Origin of the sequence: Claveliimonas bilis (assembly GCF_020892095.1) — a bacterium.
Taxonomy (GTDB): Bacteria; Bacillota; Clostridia; order Lachnospirales; family Lachnospiraceae; genus Claveliimonas; species Claveliimonas bilis.
The window spans coordinates 1,894,336-1,911,468 of sequence record NZ_AP024845.1; the positions used below are offsets into that span (position 1 = coordinate 1,894,336).

Annotated in this window: 17 protein-coding genes and 1 other RNA gene; 15 read left to right on the top strand and 3 right to left on the bottom strand. The window is 44.7% G+C overall.

Annotation, left to right across the window (positions count from 1 at the left end; all coding sequences use genetic code 11):
• Positions 1–42: 42 nt before the first annotated feature.
• Positions 43–279 carry an HPr family phosphocarrier protein gene (locus EUBC25_RS09280; protein WP_230105211.1) on the top strand — a complete coding sequence of 79 codons (237 nt, stop codon included), beginning with the start codon at positions 43–45 and terminating at the stop codon, positions 277–279.
• A 71-nt stretch (positions 280–350) separates the two neighbouring features.
• On the opposite strand, the gene EUBC25_RS09285 is transcribed toward EUBC25_RS09280, so the two are convergent.
• The gene (locus EUBC25_RS09285; protein ID WP_230105212.1) at positions 351–1,385 is read right to left on the bottom strand and encodes an acyltransferase family protein; all 1,035 of its coding nucleotides are present in this window, start codon (positions 1,383–1,385) and stop codon (positions 351–353) included.
• Positions 1,386–1,642: 257 nt separating this feature from the next.
• On the opposite strand from EUBC25_RS09285, the gene EUBC25_RS09290 reads away from it, so the two are divergent.
• From EUBC25_RS09290 to eno, 4 genes are all read left to right on the top strand, one after another.
• Complete coding sequence (locus tag EUBC25_RS09290) at positions 1,643–2,356, top strand: IMP cyclohydrolase (protein ID WP_230105213.1); 714 nt, start codon at positions 1,643–1,645, stop codon at positions 2,354–2,356.
• A 40-nt stretch (positions 2,357–2,396) separates the two neighbouring features.
• The gene (locus tag EUBC25_RS09295) at positions 2,397–3,575 is read left to right on the top strand and encodes a phosphoribosylaminoimidazolecarboxamide formyltransferase (protein WP_230105214.1); all 1,179 of its coding nucleotides are present in this window, start codon (positions 2,397–2,399) and stop codon (positions 3,573–3,575) included.
• A 111-nt stretch (positions 3,576–3,686) separates the two neighbouring features.
• The gene (gene glmM, locus EUBC25_RS09300) at positions 3,687–5,036 is read left to right on the top strand and encodes a phosphoglucosamine mutase (RefSeq protein WP_230105215.1); all 1,350 of its coding nucleotides are present in this window, start codon (positions 3,687–3,689) and stop codon (positions 5,034–5,036) included.
• A 113-nt stretch (positions 5,037–5,149) separates the two neighbouring features.
• Positions 5,150–6,439, top strand: coding sequence for a phosphopyruvate hydratase (gene eno, locus EUBC25_RS09305; protein WP_230105216.1), 1,290 nt, complete (start codon positions 5,150–5,152; stop codon positions 6,437–6,439).
• Positions 6,440–6,444: 5 nt separating this feature from the next.
• On the opposite strand, the gene EUBC25_RS09310 is transcribed toward eno, so the two are convergent.
• A complete protein-coding gene (locus tag EUBC25_RS09310) occupies positions 6,445–7,479 on the bottom strand; it encodes a YeiH family protein (RefSeq protein ID WP_230105217.1) in 1,035 nt (344 codons plus the stop codon).
• Between the two features lie 144 nt (positions 7,480–7,623).
• Between EUBC25_RS09310 and EUBC25_RS09315 the strand changes: the two genes are divergently transcribed.
• The 8 genes from EUBC25_RS09315 to ssrA all read left to right on the top strand — a co-directional run bounded on the left by EUBC25_RS09315 (position 7,624) and on the right by ssrA (position 14,079).
• Positions 7,624–8,517, top strand: coding sequence for a LysR family transcriptional regulator (locus tag EUBC25_RS09315; protein WP_230105218.1), 894 nt, complete (start codon positions 7,624–7,626; stop codon positions 8,515–8,517).
• 68 nt (positions 8,518–8,585) lie between these two features.
• Complete coding sequence (gene secG / locus EUBC25_RS09320; protein ID WP_230105219.1) at positions 8,586–8,828, top strand: preprotein translocase subunit SecG; 243 nt, start codon at positions 8,586–8,588, stop codon at positions 8,826–8,828.
• Between the two features lie 82 nt (positions 8,829–8,910).
• A complete protein-coding gene (rnr, locus tag EUBC25_RS09325) occupies positions 8,911–11,067 on the top strand; it encodes a ribonuclease R (protein ID WP_230105220.1) in 2,157 nt (718 codons plus the stop codon).
• Positions 11,051–11,518 carry an SsrA-binding protein SmpB gene (smpB, locus tag EUBC25_RS09330; protein ID WP_230105221.1) on the top strand — a complete coding sequence of 156 codons (468 nt, stop codon included), beginning with the start codon at positions 11,051–11,053 and terminating at the stop codon, positions 11,516–11,518. Before rnr ends, smpB begins: the two co-directional genes overlap by 17 nt.
• A 12-nt stretch (positions 11,519–11,530) precedes the next feature.
• Positions 11,531–11,797: a hypothetical protein gene (locus EUBC25_RS09335; RefSeq protein WP_230105222.1), complete on the top strand. Its 267-nt coding sequence runs from the start codon at positions 11,531–11,533 to the stop codon at positions 11,795–11,797.
• Position 11,798: 1 nt separating this feature from the next.
• The gene (locus EUBC25_RS09340; RefSeq protein ID WP_230105223.1) at positions 11,799–12,386 is read left to right on the top strand and encodes a zinc-ribbon domain-containing protein; all 588 of its coding nucleotides are present in this window, start codon (positions 11,799–11,801) and stop codon (positions 12,384–12,386) included.
• 45 nt (positions 12,387–12,431) lie between these two features.
• The gene (locus tag EUBC25_RS09345; protein WP_230105224.1) at positions 12,432–13,631 is read left to right on the top strand and encodes a pyridoxal phosphate-dependent aminotransferase; all 1,200 of its coding nucleotides are present in this window, start codon (positions 12,432–12,434) and stop codon (positions 13,629–13,631) included.
• A 96-nt stretch (positions 13,632–13,727) separates the two neighbouring features.
• Positions 13,728–14,079, top strand: a transfer-messenger RNA (tmRNA) gene (ssrA, locus tag EUBC25_RS09350).
• Between the two features lie 123 nt (positions 14,080–14,202).
• Here ssrA and EUBC25_RS09355 read toward each other — a convergent pair.
• On the bottom strand, positions 14,203–15,180 hold the full coding sequence (locus tag EUBC25_RS09355) for a LysR family transcriptional regulator (protein WP_230105225.1): 978 nt from the start codon (positions 15,178–15,180) through the stop codon (positions 14,203–14,205).
• 152 nt (positions 15,181–15,332) lie between these two features.
• Here EUBC25_RS09355 and EUBC25_RS09360 point away from each other — a divergent pair, with 152 nt between their 5' ends.
• Both EUBC25_RS09360 and EUBC25_RS09365 read left to right on the top strand, forming a co-directional pair.
• Positions 15,333–16,019 carry an AroM family protein gene (locus EUBC25_RS09360; RefSeq protein ID WP_230105226.1) on the top strand — a complete coding sequence of 229 codons (687 nt, stop codon included), beginning with the start codon at positions 15,333–15,335 and terminating at the stop codon, positions 16,017–16,019.
• A gap of 18 nt (positions 16,020–16,037) precedes the next feature.
• A complete protein-coding gene (locus EUBC25_RS09365) occupies positions 16,038–17,102 on the top strand; it encodes a 2,5-dihydroxypyridine 5,6-dioxygenase NicX family protein (protein ID WP_230105227.1) in 1,065 nt (354 codons plus the stop codon).
• The last annotated feature ends 31 nt before the right edge of the window (positions 17,103–17,133 follow it).

Consider the following 17,133-nt stretch of genomic DNA (forward strand, 5'->3'; position numbering starts at 1 on the left):
AATATATAGTTTTAAGAAAATTTTAGGAAAAGGGGAAGACGTATGAGTCAGGTAAAAGTACAATTCAAAACGCCGGAAGAAGTTATGGATTTTACAAATGTTGTTTCAAAGTATGATTACAACATGGATCTGAAGAAAAGCAGCAGAAAAGTTGTTGACGCAAAATCGCTGCTTGGTATTCTTGCTCTCGGACTGGAAAATAACCTGGAGCTGTGTATTTATTCCGACGAAGACTGCAGTGAAGTTGTAAATGCGATCGGGAAGTATGTCGTTGCATAGAAGTATTTAAAATGAAAAAATGAGGGAGAGCCGCAGATCATCAGCGATGGATGAACAGGCGGCCTCCCTTTTTAATTTACATTTTTGTTTTCACGATAAGATTTCCCGAAAGAAGGTCTGTTGCCGGAAGGAGGAATCAGATGGGAAATCCGATCTGTAATTCTGACCAGGATATCGGAAGAACCGATGAAAGCAAGGCTTGTGCAGAAAGCAAGCAAAAGGGTGGTCTCCGGAATAGTATTTATATTCTGCAGGATATGGGAACCGTATTTGAAGCAAGAGTATACAAGCCCGTGAAAGATGTAGATCGGCATGGTCCGACTGCCCAGGTAAGAGAAAAATGTGCGTTTCTCCGTTATGATAAAGGCGATCAGGAAAGTCAGAGCAAATCCTGCACCATAGCAGATCAGGCGCACCAGCATTCCTTCCAGAGGAGCCTGTCCCAGGTAATGATAATTGTATCTTCCGTAGCATATCTTAGGATCATAGCCTTTGTGGATCGGATCAGCGACAAGGAAAACGGCGGCAAAGATCAGTCCTGCAGCTGAAAGAATACGTATCCGGCGGGTACGCATCCTTGTGAAAAATTCCCGGTTCATATGATAGCCTGCCAGGAAGTAAGGATAGAAGACCAGGATCCTTGGAATGGAGAGGAAGTTGTCTTTCATTCCGGACAGCCCGATCAGGAGTCCTGCCGCAACTGCAAGGATCATATGTCCCGGCAGCTTTTTGAAGTAGGGAGTTGCCAATCTCCATGCAAAAAGAGCCAGAATATACCACAGAGAAAATTTCGGATAGAGAAGATAGAGTCCTGTGGGCCTGTGCAGGATGAAGGTGTACAGGGCATAATAAACACATTCATATACGAGATATGGAATGAGGAGCTTTTGGATCAGCTCTGTCAAAGAATGCCGGCGTTTGGAAAAATATCCTGATATGTAGATAAAAGCCGGCATATGAAAAGATGAGATCAGCCATTTTAAATTGTATAAAAAAGCATTATTTCCATAGTTTAAGTCTGTAAAGTGTCCCATAATGACAAGGACGATCAAGATAGCTTTATAATTGTCAAAAAGAAAATCACGCTTTGCGGTTGTTGTATCCATTGGAATCCCCCTTGCTAAAATGCAGCGGCATACAGAAACATCTGTGTTTCTGCAAAGAACTGCCGAATTTCGCAGAAGATATCTTACTCCTTTTTGGGGAGGGAGACAAGGGTTTTCTTATAAATAATGCTAATTAATAGTGGAAAGTTATTGGTAATTCTTATATAATGATAGAGGAAAACCTCGGCTGGCAAAGAATGTGTACCTGCAGCCGGGGACAGATAAACCAGCAAATGGCATGAAAAGGAGAGGGATACATGGAAATGTTATCAATTGAAAAAGAATTACAGGGAAATTCTTATCCGGGCAGAGGAATCATTATTGGAAGAAGTGCAGATGGGAAAAATGCAGTGACAGCATATTTTATTATGGGAAGAAGTGAAAACAGCCGCAACCGCATTTTCGTAGAAGACGGTGACGGAATCCGTACTCAGGCATTTGATCCTTCTAAGTTGACGGACCCAAGCCTGATCATCTATGCACCGGTGCGCGTGCTGGGAAATAAGACGATCGTGACAAACGGAGATCAGACAGACACGATCTATGAAGGTATGGACAAGCAGATGACATTTGAACAATCTCTTCGCTGCAGAGAATTTGAGCCGGACGGTCCTAATTATACACCTCGCATTTCCGGTATCATGCATATAGAAGGCAGAAAATACAGCTATGCAATGTCTATTTTAAAGAGCAATAACGGAAGCCCTGAAAGCTGTAATCGTTTTACATTTGCCTATGAGAATGCAGCTCCGGGAGAGGGACATTTTATCCATACATATATGCATGACGGCAATCCTCTGCCAAGTTTTGAAGGTGAACCGAAGCTGATCGGGATTCCGGATGATATGGATGCTTTTGCAGAAAGTCTCTGGAGCAGTCTGAATGAGGAAAATAAGGTCTCCTTGTTTGTGCGTTATATTGATATAGAAACGGGAAAGTGGCAGACACGTATCATCAATAAAAATCAGTAGTTTTTTGAAGAGAAAAAACAAAAGAAAGGAACGGATAAAAATGAAAGAATTACAGTTGAAATATGGATGCAACCCTAATCAGAAACCATCCAGGATCTATGTGGCAGACGGAAGCGATCTCCCGATCCAGGTGCTGAACGGGAAACCGGGATATATCAATTTTATGGATGCCTTCAATGGATGGCAGCTTGTAAAAGAACTGAAGAAAGCCACCGGATATCCGGCAGCCACTTCCTTTAAGCATGTATCCCCGGCAGGGGCTGCGATCGGCCTTCCATTAAGCGAAACCCTTGCCAAGATTTACTGGGTAGATGACCTGGGAGAGCTTTCTTTGCTTGCCAGCGCTTACGCAAGAGCCAGGGGAGCCGACAGAATGTCTTCCTTCGGAGATTTCATTGCTCTGTCTGATGTTTGTGATACAGATACAGCAAGACTGATCAAGAGGGAAGTATCCGACGGAGTGATCGCGCCGGGTTATGAGCCGGAAGCGCTGGAAATCCTGAAGCAGAAGAAAAAAGGAAACTACAATATCATTCAGATCGATGAGGATTATACTCCGGCAGCTCTGGAACATAAAGAGGTTTATGGAATCACATTTGAGCAGGGAAGAAATGAGCTGAATATCGGTGAAGATTTCTTCGACAATATCGTGACAGAGAACAAGGAGCTTACCAAAGAGGCTAAGATCGATCTTGCTATCTCTATGATCACACTGAAATATACCCAGTCTAATTCCGTGTGCTATGTGAAAGGCGGACAGGCAATCGGAATCGGAGCAGGACAGCAGTCCAGGATCCACTGTACAAGGCTGGCAGGTCAGAAGGCAGACAATTGGTACCTTCGCCAGTCACCCAAGGTAATGGGACTTGAGTTCCTTCCGTCTATCGGAAGAGCAGACAGGGACAATGCTATTGACCTGTATATCGGAGAAGACTACATGGATGTGCTGGCAGAAGGAGAATGGCAGAAAATTTTTGTAAGGAAGCCGGAAGTCTTTACAAGAGAAGAAAAAAGAGCATGGCTGGATCAGATGACAGACGTTGCTCTTGGCTCTGATGCTTTCTTCCCATTTGGGGACAATATTGAGCGCGCCCACAGAAGCGGAGTGAAATATATCGCTCAGCCGGGCGGTTCTGTGAGAGACGATAATGTCATCGAAGTGTGCAATAAATACGGCATAGTGATGTCATTTACGGGAATCCGCCTTTTCCATCATTAAAATTTGTTGTATATTTGACGCAAAACGATTATAATAGTTTTGTGTGAGACTGATTGTGCAAAAAAAACGGACAATCGGTCAAAAATATGCGGTAAAAGGAGAATTAGTAAGATGGGAAAATATTTCGGTACAGATGGCTTTCGGGGAGAAGCCAATGAAGTATTGACAGTAGAACATGCTTTTAAAGTAGGCCGGTTTCTGGGATGGTATTATGGACAGGAGCATAAGGCGAGAGTAGTGATCGGAAAAGATACAAGAAGAAGCAGTTATATGTTTGAGTATGCGCTTGTTGCAGGTCTGACCGCATCAGGTGCGGATGCGTTCCTTCTTCACGTAACAACAACTCCCAGCGTGTCCTATGTAACAAGAACAGAAAACTTTGACTGTGGTATTATGATCTCTGCAAGCCATAACCCGTTCTATGACAATGGAATTAAGGTGATCAACGGAAAAGGGCATAAACTGGAGGCAGAGGTAGAAGAGAAAATCGAGGCCTATATTGACGGCGAGATAGGAGAACTGCCCCTTGCAAAGAAAGACAATATCGGGCGGACAACAGACTATGTGGCAGGAAGAAACCGGTATGTAGGATATCTGATTTCTCTTGCGACCCGTTCTTTTGAAGGAATTAAAGTAGGACTTGACTGTTCCAACGGAAGCGCGTTTATGATCGCCAAAAGCGTGTATGATGCTCTTGGAGCTAAAACATACGTCATCAATAACGAGCCAAATGGTACAAATATTAACTTAAACTGCGGCTCCACTCATATAGAAGTACTGCAGCAGTATGTCAAAGAAGAGGGCCTGGATATTGCGTTCGCCTACGATGGTGATGCAGACCGCTGCATCGCAGTAGATGAAAACGGAAATGTAGTGGACGGCGATATGATCATGTATGTCTGCGGAAAATACATGAAAGAAAACGGACGTCTCAATGGAGATACCATTGTTACAACAATCATGTCCAATCTGGGACTTTACAAAGCCTGTGATAAAGTGGGACTGAAGTATGAAAAGACGGCAGTTGGAGATAAATATGTCTATGAAAACATGGTGAAAAACAATTTCTCCCTGGGCGGGGAACAGTCCGGACATATTATTTTCAGCAAACATGCTACAACCGGAGACGGCATCTTGACCTCCCTTATGGTTATGGAAGTTATGCTGGAGAAGAAGTTAAGCCTTGGCAAACTGACAGAGGAAGTCAAGATTTATCCGCAGCTTCTGAAAAATGTGCGTGTAACTGACAAAAAGACAGCAAGAGAAAATCCGGCTGTTGTAAAAGCGGTAGAGGAAGTAACAGCGGCCCTTGGTGATGACGGACGTATTCTGGTAAGAGAAAGCGGAACAGAACCTGTGATCCGTGTTATGGTGGAGGCTGCTACTGACGAGCTGTGCAGCAAATATGTGGATCAGGTAGTCGAGGTTATATATAAGGAAAATCTGGTTGCCGAAGCATAAGAACATAGAGTGAAAAATCATTGCCCCGCAGTATTCTGCGGGGTATTTTGATGAGGAAAAGGGACATACTAATTCCTGGAGCCGGCAAAACGGTTTAAGAAGGAGGAGTCAGTATGTATCAGTATTTACCGATTACAGATGTATACGCAAGAGAAATCATTGATTCCCGGGGAAATCCAACGATAGAAGTGGAAGTGCTTGCTGCAGATAAATACCTTGGAAGAGCCAGCGTTCCATCCGGAGCTTCCACAGGACAGTATGAGGCTGTGGAATTAAGGGATGGAGAGGAACGTTACGGAGGGAAAGGGGTACAGCAGGCGGCGGAAAATGTCAATACAAAGATTGCTTCGGAGATCATCGGAAAAAATGTACGGGATCAGGTGGCCTTAGACGAACTGCTGATAAAGCTGGACGGGACGCCCAACAAAAGGAATATGGGTGCTAATGCGACGCTGGGGGTTTCCATGGCGGCGGCCAGGGCAGCAGCAGCGGCGTTAAGGCTTCCGCTTTATTCTTATCTGGGAGGGGTTAATGCGAAGACGATGCCCATTCCAATGATGAATATTATGAACGGCGGACAGCATGCAGACAACACCATTGATATTCAGGAATTTATGATCATGCCATCCGGAGCGTGCTGTTTCAAAGAAGGACTGCGCATGTGTTCGGAAATATACCATCACCTGAAAGCGCTTCTGAAAAAACAGGGATACAGTACAGGAGTAGGGGATGAGGGCGGCTTTGCCCCCAATCTGAAGGATGCAAAGGAAGCCCTTTCCTTCATTATGGAAGCAGTACAGGCAGCCGGATATGAACCGGGAGAGGATATACGGATCGCACTGGATGTGGCGGCGTCAGAACTATATGACAGTAAACTGAAAAAGTACGTGTTTGCGGGGGAGAGCCGTATGCATGGATTTAAAGTGACACGATCAGTGGAGGAACTGATAGACTACTATGAAGAACTTGCATCCGAGTTTCCTGTTGTTTCCATTGAAGACCCTCTCGACGAAGAGGACTGGGAGGGATGGGAACTTCTGACAGCCAGACTGGAACGGGATATCCAGCTTGTAGGAGATGACCTTTTTGTGACAAATGTAAGAAGGCTGCGAAAAGGTATTGAACGAAGTGTGGCAAATGCAATTCTTATTAAAGTTAACCAGATCGGAACGTTGACAGAGGCGTTTGACGCCATAGAGACAGCAAAAAAAGCAGGATACCAGGCGATCATTTCCCATCGGTCCGGAGAGACGGAAGACGCGGTTATAGCGGATATTGCAGTGGCCTTTAACGCCGGACAGATAAAAACAGGCGCACCCTGCAGAGCAGAGCGCACCTCAAAATATAATCAGCTTCTTCGGATAGAAGAACGATTGGGCGATACCGCCCGTTATGGATTTTAAAAGGTTTACCAGATACCAAGCACATGCTGGAGGATCAGGCTGACGGCAGTAATGCCAACCCAGCAGCAAAGGCCGAGGATAATAGGTTTGCCTCCTGTTTTTACCAGTTTCATAATGTTGGTATTCAGTCCGATGGCAGCCATGGCAACAACAATGAAAAATTTGCTCAGTTCTTTGATGGGAGCAAAAAATTCTGAAGATACACCGAATACATTTGTCGCCACTGTTGTGATGATGGAAGCGACAATAAAATAGATAATAAAGAAGGGGAAAATCTTTTTCAGGCTGACGGAGCTTCCGGAAGAAGATTTTTCCTTTTTTGTGCGATAAAGAGCAAGCACCAGCGTGATCGGGATGATGGCCAGCGTCCGGGTGAGTTTTACGGTGACGGCTTTATCCAGGGTGGCAGATCCAAGCGCAAACATGTTGTCCCAGGTAGAAGCTGCAGCTGTAACGGATGAAGTGTCATTGATGGCTGTACCGGCAAAAATACCGAAAGCTTCGCCGCTTGTCTGGTCAAATCCCAGGAAATTTCCAAAATGTGGGAAGATTACTGCAGCCAGCACATTGAAGAAGAAAATAACGGAAATAGCCTGGGCGACTTCTTCGTCATCCGCATCAATAACAGGAGCCGTGGCGGCAATGGCGGAACCGCCGCATATGGAGGAGCCGACGCCCACTAAAGTGGCAATACGTGCCGGAATATGCATAACTTTGCTTAAAAAGTATGCCAGGATAAGTGAAGTGGCAATGGTGCAGATAATGATAGGAAGGGATTGCTTTCCTGTATCCAGGATAACGGAAAGATTCAGTCCGAATCCAAGGAGAATAACCGCGTACTGCAGAATTTTCTTGGCGGAATAATTAATACCGTCCTGAACAGAAGATTTATCTTTTATAAATAGTGTAACGATCATTCCAAGAATGATGGCGATCACAGGACCTCCGATGATAGGGAATGCTGTTCCGAGAAACCATGCGGGAACTGCAATGAGAAGGCACAGCAGAAGCCCTTTCATATTTTTAGTGACAACTTCCATAGTTTACCTCTTTTCTTTCTCTTTTTGAGTTTCAACAGTAGTTTCGGTCTGAACCGATGCTTTTAATTTATCACAGAAAAATAATAATGTAAAATTATAATAAATTATGATATGATAAAAACAATTTATATAAGGAGGGGAAATATGCTGGATTTTCGGATGGAGACATTTGTTACTGTATGCAAATATATGAATTATACAAAGGCTGCCAACGCCCTGCATATTACGCAGCCGGCTGTGTCCCAGCACATGCGCCATATAGAAGAAGAATATGGGGTGAAACTGTTTGAATTTCAGGGGAAAAAACTGTTTTTGACAAAGGATGGGAGAGCGCTTCTGAATATGGCTGTGACCTGGCAGCATGATGACCAGGCTCTTCGGAGAAAATTTCAGGAAAACGCTGCCGGGCAGCGCCATCTGATCTTTGGGGTGACGCTGACGATCGGAGAATATGTGATAGGTGATTATCTTGCCGGATATATGAAAAAGCACCCTCATACGCAGATCAGGCTTACCATTGCCAATACGGAGGGACTTTTGAAGAAGCTGGATGAAGGAGAAATTGATTTTGCTGTAGTAGAAGGATATTTTGAAAAAAGCGACTATGATTTTCAGCTTTTCCGAAAAGAACGTTACATAGGAGTAGCGAGTCCCTACGGCGCCAAGGTAAAAATGAGCGGGGAAAAATGCGGGTGGCCCCGGATTTTCGGAGAGACATTGATCGTCCGGGAGCAGGGTTCCGGCACGAGGGAAGTGTTGGAGAGGGCGCTTAGGGAAGACGGCTATCAGATTGGTGATTTTGACAATGTGGTGGAAATCAGCAATATGAACGCTATCAAATCTATTGTAATGGGCGGAGGAGGAATATCTTTCCTGTATGAAGCGGCGGTGAAGAAGGAGATTGGAGAAGGAAGTCTTGTGGAACTTCCTGTGGAAGGCTTTCCCAAATACCATGATTTTACTTTTATCTGGCGGAAGAACAGCATTTTTTCACAGCAGTATAAAGAACTGCTCTGCCAGATGACAAATGCTACATAAAAAAACCTTGCTATCCGGGGAACAGTATGATAGAATATATTTGGTTTATCCACAGGAGGTGTGAAAAAGTGGAAATTTTGAAGATGGTATTAATGATTATATTTGCTATAGACTGTATCGCATTGACAATTATCGTATTGATGCAGGAAGGAAAACAGGCAGGCCTTGGAACGATCGGAGGCATGGCGGATACTTACTGGGGACAGAATAAAGGACGTTCTATGGAAGGAGCGCTTGTCAAGATCACCAGAGTTCTTGCTGTACTTTTCATTGTACTGGCAGCAGTGCTGAATATGAAAATATTTGCCTGATCATTAAGATAAAAATGTCGAGACACTCTTGTTTGCGGATAAGAGTGTCTTTTTACGTATACAATATAGAAGGTGACAGAAAATGGATGATAATTTTGAAAAAAGAAAAAAGGTTATCTATGATTTTATCTGCGATGACCTGTATGTGCCAATGAAATTAAAAGAGATTGCCGTTATCCTTCAGGTACCCAAAGAACAGCGCACAGAGCTGAAGGAGGTGTTGGACAGTCTGATCACAGACGGCAAGATCCGTCTCTCTCAAAAGGGGAAATACTTGAGGGGAGAAGCGGGCAGGCTTACCGGAGTATATCAGGCCCATCCAAAAGGCTTTGGGTTTGTGAGTGTAGAAGGTGAGGAGGAAGATATTTTCATCGGCGAGGCAGAGCGGTGCGGAGCCATGCAGGGAGACACCGTTGCGGTTGTGCTTCTTCGGACGCCGGAAGGAAAAAGAAAAGAGGGAAAAATCGTGGAAATCCTCTCCCGTGGGACAACCCGTATTGTAGGGTTGTATGAGAAGAGGAAAAATAAGGGATATGGTTTTGTACGCCCGGACAATGCCAGGTTCCTTCAGGATATTTTTGTGGCAGAAGAAAACAGCAAAGGGGCAATGGACGGACACAAGGTTGTGGTGCGTCTTTTAAGCTATGGAGATGAAAACAGAAAACCGGAGGGGAAAATAGAAGAGATCCTCGGGCATAAAAATGATCCGGGAACCGATATTTTATCCATTGTAAAAGGATATGATCTGCCGGTGGAATTTCCGGAGAAAGTGCTGAATCAGGCGGGAAAAGTGCCGGAGGAGATCAGCGAGGCGGATATGCAGGGCAGAAAAGATATCCGTGAATGGCAGATGGTTACCATTGACGGGGAAGACGCCAAAGATCTGGATGACGCAGTTTCTCTTACCTGGACTGACGATCACTTTACGCTGGGAGTCCACATTGCGGATGTGTCCAACTATGTGCAGGAAAGAAGCGCTTTGGACCGGGAGGCACTGAAGAGAGGAACCAGCGTCTATCTTGCAGACCGGGTGATCCCCATGCTGCCTCACCGGCTGTCTAATGGGATATGTTCTTTGAATGAAGGTGTGGACCGCCTTGCGTTGAGCTGTATTATGACGATTGACAGGCAGGGAAATGTGATCGATCATGAGATTGCTGAAACGGTGATCCGCGTAGATAAAAGGATGTCCTATACGGGAGTTAAGCAGATCCTTTCCGATCCTGACGGCGAGGAGGCAAAGGAGCAGGAAACTCTGGTACCTATGCTGAGACAGATGGCAGTGCTTTCGGAAATTTTGAGGAAAAAACGTCATAAAAGAGGAGCCATTGACTTTGATTTTCCGGAGGCAAAGATCCGGCTGGATGAGCAGGGAAAACCGATAGAGATCCAGCCCTATGACCGGAATGCGGCCACAAAGATGATCGAGGACTTTATGCTTCTTGCCAATGAGACAGTGGCGGAGGATTACTATTGGCAGGAGCTGCCGTTTGTATATCGGACCCACGAGGCTCCTGATGAGGAAAAAATCCGGAAATTTGCCATATTTATCAATAATTTCGGTTATTCCATGCATGTGGGGCAAGGGGAGGTCCATCCGAAAGAGATGCAGAAACTTTTGGAGAGGCTGGAAGGAAAACCGGAGGAGGATCTGATCAGCCGGCTTGCCCTAAGATCTATGAGACAGGCAAGATATTCACCGGAAAATACCGGACATTTCGGTCTGGCAGCGCCCTATTACACGCATTTTACTTCACCGATCCGCCGTTATCCGGATCTTCAGATCCACCGGATCATTAAGGATAACTTGAGAGGGCGGATGAACGACAAGAAAATAGAACATTACGAGTCGATCCTTCCGGAAGTGGCGAAACACTCCAGCGAAACGGAGAGAAAGGCAGAGGAGGCGGAGCGGGAGACTGTGAAGCTGAAAAAGGCGGAATACATGCAGGCCCATATTGGAGAGATATACGAGGGCATTATTTCGGGAATGACAAAATGGGGCATGTATGTGGAGCTTGAGAATACAATAGAAGGACTGGTCCATGTAGCCTCCATGCGTGACGACCATTATGAGTATTATGAAGAGCGCAGTGAGATGGCGGGGCTTCATACGGGCAGAACATATCGTTTGGGAGAAAAAGTATATGTCCGTGTGTCTGCGGCGGATCGTCTTACAAGAACAGTAGATTTTGAGATTGCAGAAAAAGGAGACTTTGAAAATGGCAAAGACCAGTGAAAAAATGATAGCCAATAATAAAAAAGCATATCATGATTATTTTATACTGGAAAAATATGAGGCTGGAATTTCTCTGGCTGGAACGGAAGTGAAATCTCTGCGTATGGGAAAATGCAGCATTAAAGAATCATTTATCCGTATCGAGAATGGAGAGGTTTATATTTATGGCATGCATATCAGCCCATATGAAAAAGGAAATATTTTCAACAAAGATCCCCTTCGCATAAGAAAGCTTCTTCTTCATAAATCCGAGATCAATAAAATGGCCGGGAAAATGAAGGAAAAAGGGATTGCAATTGTACCGCTAAAGGTATATTTTAAAGGTAGTCTTGTCAAAGTGGAGATCGGCCTTGCGAAGGGTAAAAAACTGTATGACAAGAGGCAGGATATCGCAAAAAAAGATCAGCAAAGAGAAGCAAGCAGAGAATTTAAAGTAAGGAATTTCAGATAAGGAGAAACGGGTATGATTCCGACCAATAAAAAACAGCTAAGAGATCTGGTATCACAGACAACCATAGAAACTTACGAAGAGCTGACCCCACAGCTGGTTCAGCTGATCCAGGAGACTAACAGAAAAGAAGATCTGACAGAAGCGCAGAAACAGGACGAGATTTCTCTTCATATGATGGGGTATATCAAATCATGTACTAATGAGATTATTATAGAAGTCCTGGCGGAAATTCTTGGGCTGGAAGACGAGAAACAACCGGTACACATAGGAGGGAGATAAAATGGCTTACTGTGTAAAATGCGGAGCGAAAGTACAGGATGGAGCAAAGTTCTGCCCGGAATGCGGAGCAAGTATTCCGGAGGGGCAGGCGGAAAATAAAGATAGAGAGCAGTATACTTATACAAACCAGGATACCTGGAATTACAGTTACCAGGGCGGAGGATATCAAAAGGAACAGCAAAACGGATATCAGCACAGCGGCCCGGGCGGAAATCAGCAGCATTATCAATATAAGGAAGAAAAATTTGAAAAAGAAGATGTACAGAGAAATAAAGTGATGGGAGTGCTGTCTTATATCGGGATTCTGGTTCTTGTGCCCCTTCTGGCCGGAAATAAATCTTCGCCATATCTCCGTCATCATCTGAATCAGGGGATTGTGCTTTGGATCACCTCTCTGATCCTGAATCTGATCACCAATGGTTCCTTGCTGGGTTATCAGATATTTTATCATTATTCATGGGGACTTTCTCTTGTGGGCGGCGTGCTTTCTCTGGCCCTTTTTATCCTTGCGATTGCAGGGATCGTGAGTGCATGTAAAGGAACGAAAAATCCTTTGCCGGTGGTGGGAAGCATCCGCATATTCCAGTAAACATAATTTGTTATCAGTTTTAAGATATAAAAGGGAGAGAAAAAAGTGACAGCAGAAAGGGTAAAGCATATCGAACCTTCCAAAACAGTGGAGCTGACAGCACGCATTGCAGAGCTGAAACGGCAAGGGGAAAAAGTGATCGGCCTGAATGTGGGGGAGCCGGATTTTGTCACTCCGCCCCATATCTGTGCAGCGGCAAATCAGGCGCTGAAAGAGGGGTTCACGAAATACACGCCGGTAATGGGTATCCTGCCTCTTAGGGAGGCAATCTGCCGGAAACTGGAAAGGGAAAATCATGTCTGTTATACTCCGGATCAGATTACCATTGGAGCAGGGGCAAAGCAATGCATTTATGCTGCTCTGATGGCGGTCTGTAATCCCGGCGAGGAGATCATCATTCCATACCCGTGCTGGGTCAGCTATACTGAAATGGTAAAGATGGCCGGAGGAACTCCGGTTCTTGTGCCCTGCAGAGAAGATTTCAGCCTTGATGCGGAAGCGATCAGAAACGCTGTTACAGATAAGACAAGAGGAATCCTGATCAACACTCCCAATAATCCTACAGGAGCAGTCTATTCCGGAGAGGCGCTGAAGGAACTGGGACAGCTTGCGGTGCAAAAAGATTTCTATATCCTGGCGGATGAAGTGTATGAGGCCATGGTATATGACGGAGCAGAGCATGTGAGTATCGCTTCCCTGTCGGAATCAGAAGAGTGGAAAGACCATATTATTTTGATCAACAGTTTTTCCAAGACCTACGCAATGACAGGATGGCGTCTCGGGTATCTGGCGGCCTCTCTGGAAGTGATCGGGGCGGTCAATAAGCTTCAGAGCCAGATGGTGTCCTCCATCCATTCCCTTTCACAGAAAGCGGGAATTGCGGCATTGAACGGAAGCCAGGATTCAGTGGCTGATATGGTGGCGGAATATGAAAAAAGGCGCAGATATGTGTATAGCCGCCTTGAGAGCATGGAAGGAGTAAACTGTCGTCTGGGAGAGGGGGCTTTTTACCTTTTGCCTGATATACGCGCCTATTATGGAGCTTCCTATGGAGAATGGGAAATAAAGGATGATATTGTCATGGCGGAATACCTTCTGCAGGAGGCGCATATTGCTGTTGTTCCGGGGAGTGCGTTCTATGCGCCGGGACACCTGAGGATCACCTATGCGGCCTCGCAAGCAGAACTGAAACAGGCGATGGATCAGATGGAGGAAGCGTTGGAAAAACTGCACAGAAAAAGCTGAAATACAGAGCAGTCCTTCCTTGACATTATGCAGCCGGTTTACTATAATAAATAAGCGCCAACAGAAGACGTCTGCGGACCAGAAAGGCAGCAATCAGGGCTTGTACTGGTTTCGACGGGGGTTTGGAAGTTGGGGAAGCCATCCGTAGCGGGACACTACGTTAAAAGTTCCAATTAAATATAAACGCAGACAATAGAGAATTAGCGTACGCTGCCTAATTTCGGCGGCAGTCGGCCTTAGGTCATCCGCTGCTTAAGATCCCGGCTTCAATAAGGCGGAGCACTTCGTTTCCAAAGCTTTGAGGAAATGGAAGAATTTATGAAGCTACTGAAACCGGAAGCTTGTCATTAAGCGTCCGGCAGAGGGAATGAAAAAGTAATGACTGTGATGGGAGATGCCCTGATGGAAAGGCTTTCGGACGCGGGTTCGATTCCCGCCAGGTCCATCCTAAAGGGGGTGTCGGTTAATATCGGATTTTACCCCCTGGCATGCAAGGAAGGGACAATCCCAGAGGATTCGTTTTTTAAGAACCGGATCTTCTGTCGGATTGTCTCTTCTTTTTTTCTCGTATTTAGGGTACAAAAATCTCCCGATTTGAACAATCTGTTTCCTGACAGCCTCTTATACTTTTGATAATTGATTTTTGGGAGAAATCAGGAGAAGAGAGCACCTGTCTGCAAATATCATAAAATTGAAGGCAAAGTGGCGTGAAAAAACTATTTTTCATCCAGGCAAGGTTAATACGCGATTTTGATAAGAAATTTTTAATATATATCTGGCTGAGAAGACCATCGTCCAGCTCGTCTTGTACAACAAAACGGTAAATAAAGGAAATCCCTGTATTTTCCATGACCAGTTTCTTAACAGCGTTGATCGTGCCTATTTCTACATAAGAACGGAAATTGGTGATATCCTGATTATACTCGTGAAGGATTTTTATCAGATTGCGTTTGGAATTGGTTGCGCTTTCACGAAAAATCAGTCTGGAACTGTTCAGTTCTTCAAAATTTACGGTCTTTTCTGCCAAAGGATGCTTTGGCGAACAGACACAGATTGTTTCACATTCAAATAACTCCCGGCTTTCATATTCTGTGTGCGGGCAGTAGATATCAGATACGCAGAAATGTATGTTTCCGTTTTTTAACTGTTCTAAAAGGGTATCCGCTTCATCCAGATACATATAAACTTTTTTATCAGGGTATTTTCGGAGATATTCAGCAAGGATTAGTGGAACCAGAGATTCTCCGATTGTAACGATAGAACCGATTTTAATTTCTTCCGGTTCTTTTTCAGGAGTTTTCAGATACTCTGTGATTTGAACGGAGTCTGCCTTTACAGTCTGTGCGAAGCGGTGGAGAAGCTTGCCGTGCTCAGTCAGATGCAGTCTGCGTTTTTCATCATAATAGAACAGTTTTGTGGAGTATTGGTTTTCCAGATGTTTAATATGTTGAGTAACGGCCGGCTGCGTTATATTCAGGAGACTGGCTGTCTGGGTATAACTTCTGGTTTCGCAAAGGCTAAGAAAAGTATCTATTCTGACGTCTAACATAAAATCCCTCCCTGTGTAAATATTCAGATAAATTTAGGTATAACGACAAGTTATCGGCCTATAAGATAATATAATTTCATTTTACTAGTTATTAGTGATAGAATCAAGGTAAAGATATTCCGGATATCAAAAAAGAGGGAGGAGGATTGCAAATGAAAATTGGAGCAGTAACTATAGGACAGTCTCCTCGTGTCGATGTAACGCCAGATATTTTGCCTATTTTGGGTGATAAGATTGAGTTGCTTCAGGCGGGAGCGTTGGATGGATTGAGCCGGGAAGAGATAGAAGACATGGCGCCGGGTCCGGAGGACTACGTGCTGGTTTCCAGGCTGAATGATGGAAGTTTTGCAAAATTTGGGGAAAGTTTTATCCTGGAAAGAATGCAGAATTGTATATCTAAGCTGGAAGAACAGGGCGTTTCACTGATCATGATTTTCTGCGCAGGATCTTTCCCGGATGTTTTTCAATCGCGCGTGCCATTGGTATATCCGGCAAAAATTTTAAACGGGCTGGCAAAAGCTCTGAGTAAGGAGTCAAATATTATTGTGATCACTCCGGACGAACAGCAGATCCAGCAGGCCTACGAGCAGTGGGGGCCAATTATGAAAAAGGTAACGCCAATACCGGCAAATCCGTATGGAGACATCAATGAGGTGTACAAAGCGGCAGAATTGGCAAAGGATGCCACAGCGGATCTTATCGTGATGGATTGTATCGGTTTTACCAGAGAAGCGAGAAGAATTGTAGCAACAATCACCGGGAAACCTGTTCTGCTCTGCAGAACCACTATGGCACGTGTTGTAAGAGAAATGTTGGACGGTGAATTAACCGCAGATTAAACTAAAGGAGGAAGGAAAATGGAATACCCAATTGGAATTGAGATGTCACCAGATTATTTGTCTTATGAGGTAAGTAAAGCTGCCTATAAGCTTGTCAAAGAGGTTATGCTTGTCGAGCCGGGGGAAAATGTAGTTGTTACAGGAGATACGTCTACAGATAAAAGAGTACTTGACGCGATTATGAACGCGGCATATATCGTAGGAGCGAACCCCGTGCTGGTCTATGTTCCTACGAATGAGAAGGCGTATGCGGAACCGATAGCACCTCTTGGTAATGCGGTTGCGGTTGCAGATGTATGGATCGAGCTGTCTTATTCGTCTATCATGCTCTGTGAGTCATGGAGAAAAGCAATCGATTTTGGATGTCGTTATATCAATCTGACAGGAATGGATGTGACGATGATTGTAAAATGTATCGGCAGAGTAGATGTCGCAAGCGTTGTAGAATTGGGAGAGACATTGAAAGCTAAGATGGAAGCTGCAAATGAGATTATTATTAAAGACGGAAATGGAACCTATCTGACAGCTAAAAATGAGGGACGGCCTGTAAGACATTCCGGACAGCTTGCTACCTTTAAAGGTTACCCATTTATGATGTGCGGACAGATCAGCTGGTGTCCTATTGAAGAGACCATTAATGGAAAACTCGTGTTTGATGCGGCTATTTTCCCGCCGACGGATATGGGAATCCTTTCGGGCAATGTAGAGCTGACTCTGGAAGAGGGCAGAGTTACAAAGATTGAAGGAGGAAAGGATGCAGAAAGATTTAAAGCATGGCTGGAATCCTTCGACGATCCGAATATGTTCCGCCTTGCTCACTATTCACTTGGATTTAACCCGGGTGTTACAGAGGCAACAGGGCGGATTGTAGAAGACGAAAGAATTTTTGGCTGCATGGAGTTTGGAATCGGAAGTCAGGGAAAGATGATTCGCGGAAGTTATTGGACAGCGGCATCCCATACAGATGGAGTTGTTTCCAAACCAACCATTATTTTGGATGGCGTCACTATGGAAGAAGATGGAAAATACGTTGATCCGGAACTCATAGAAATCTGTAAAAAAATGGGTGCAGCAGGATACTAAAGAAACATAAGAGGATAGGCGCCTGAACGTT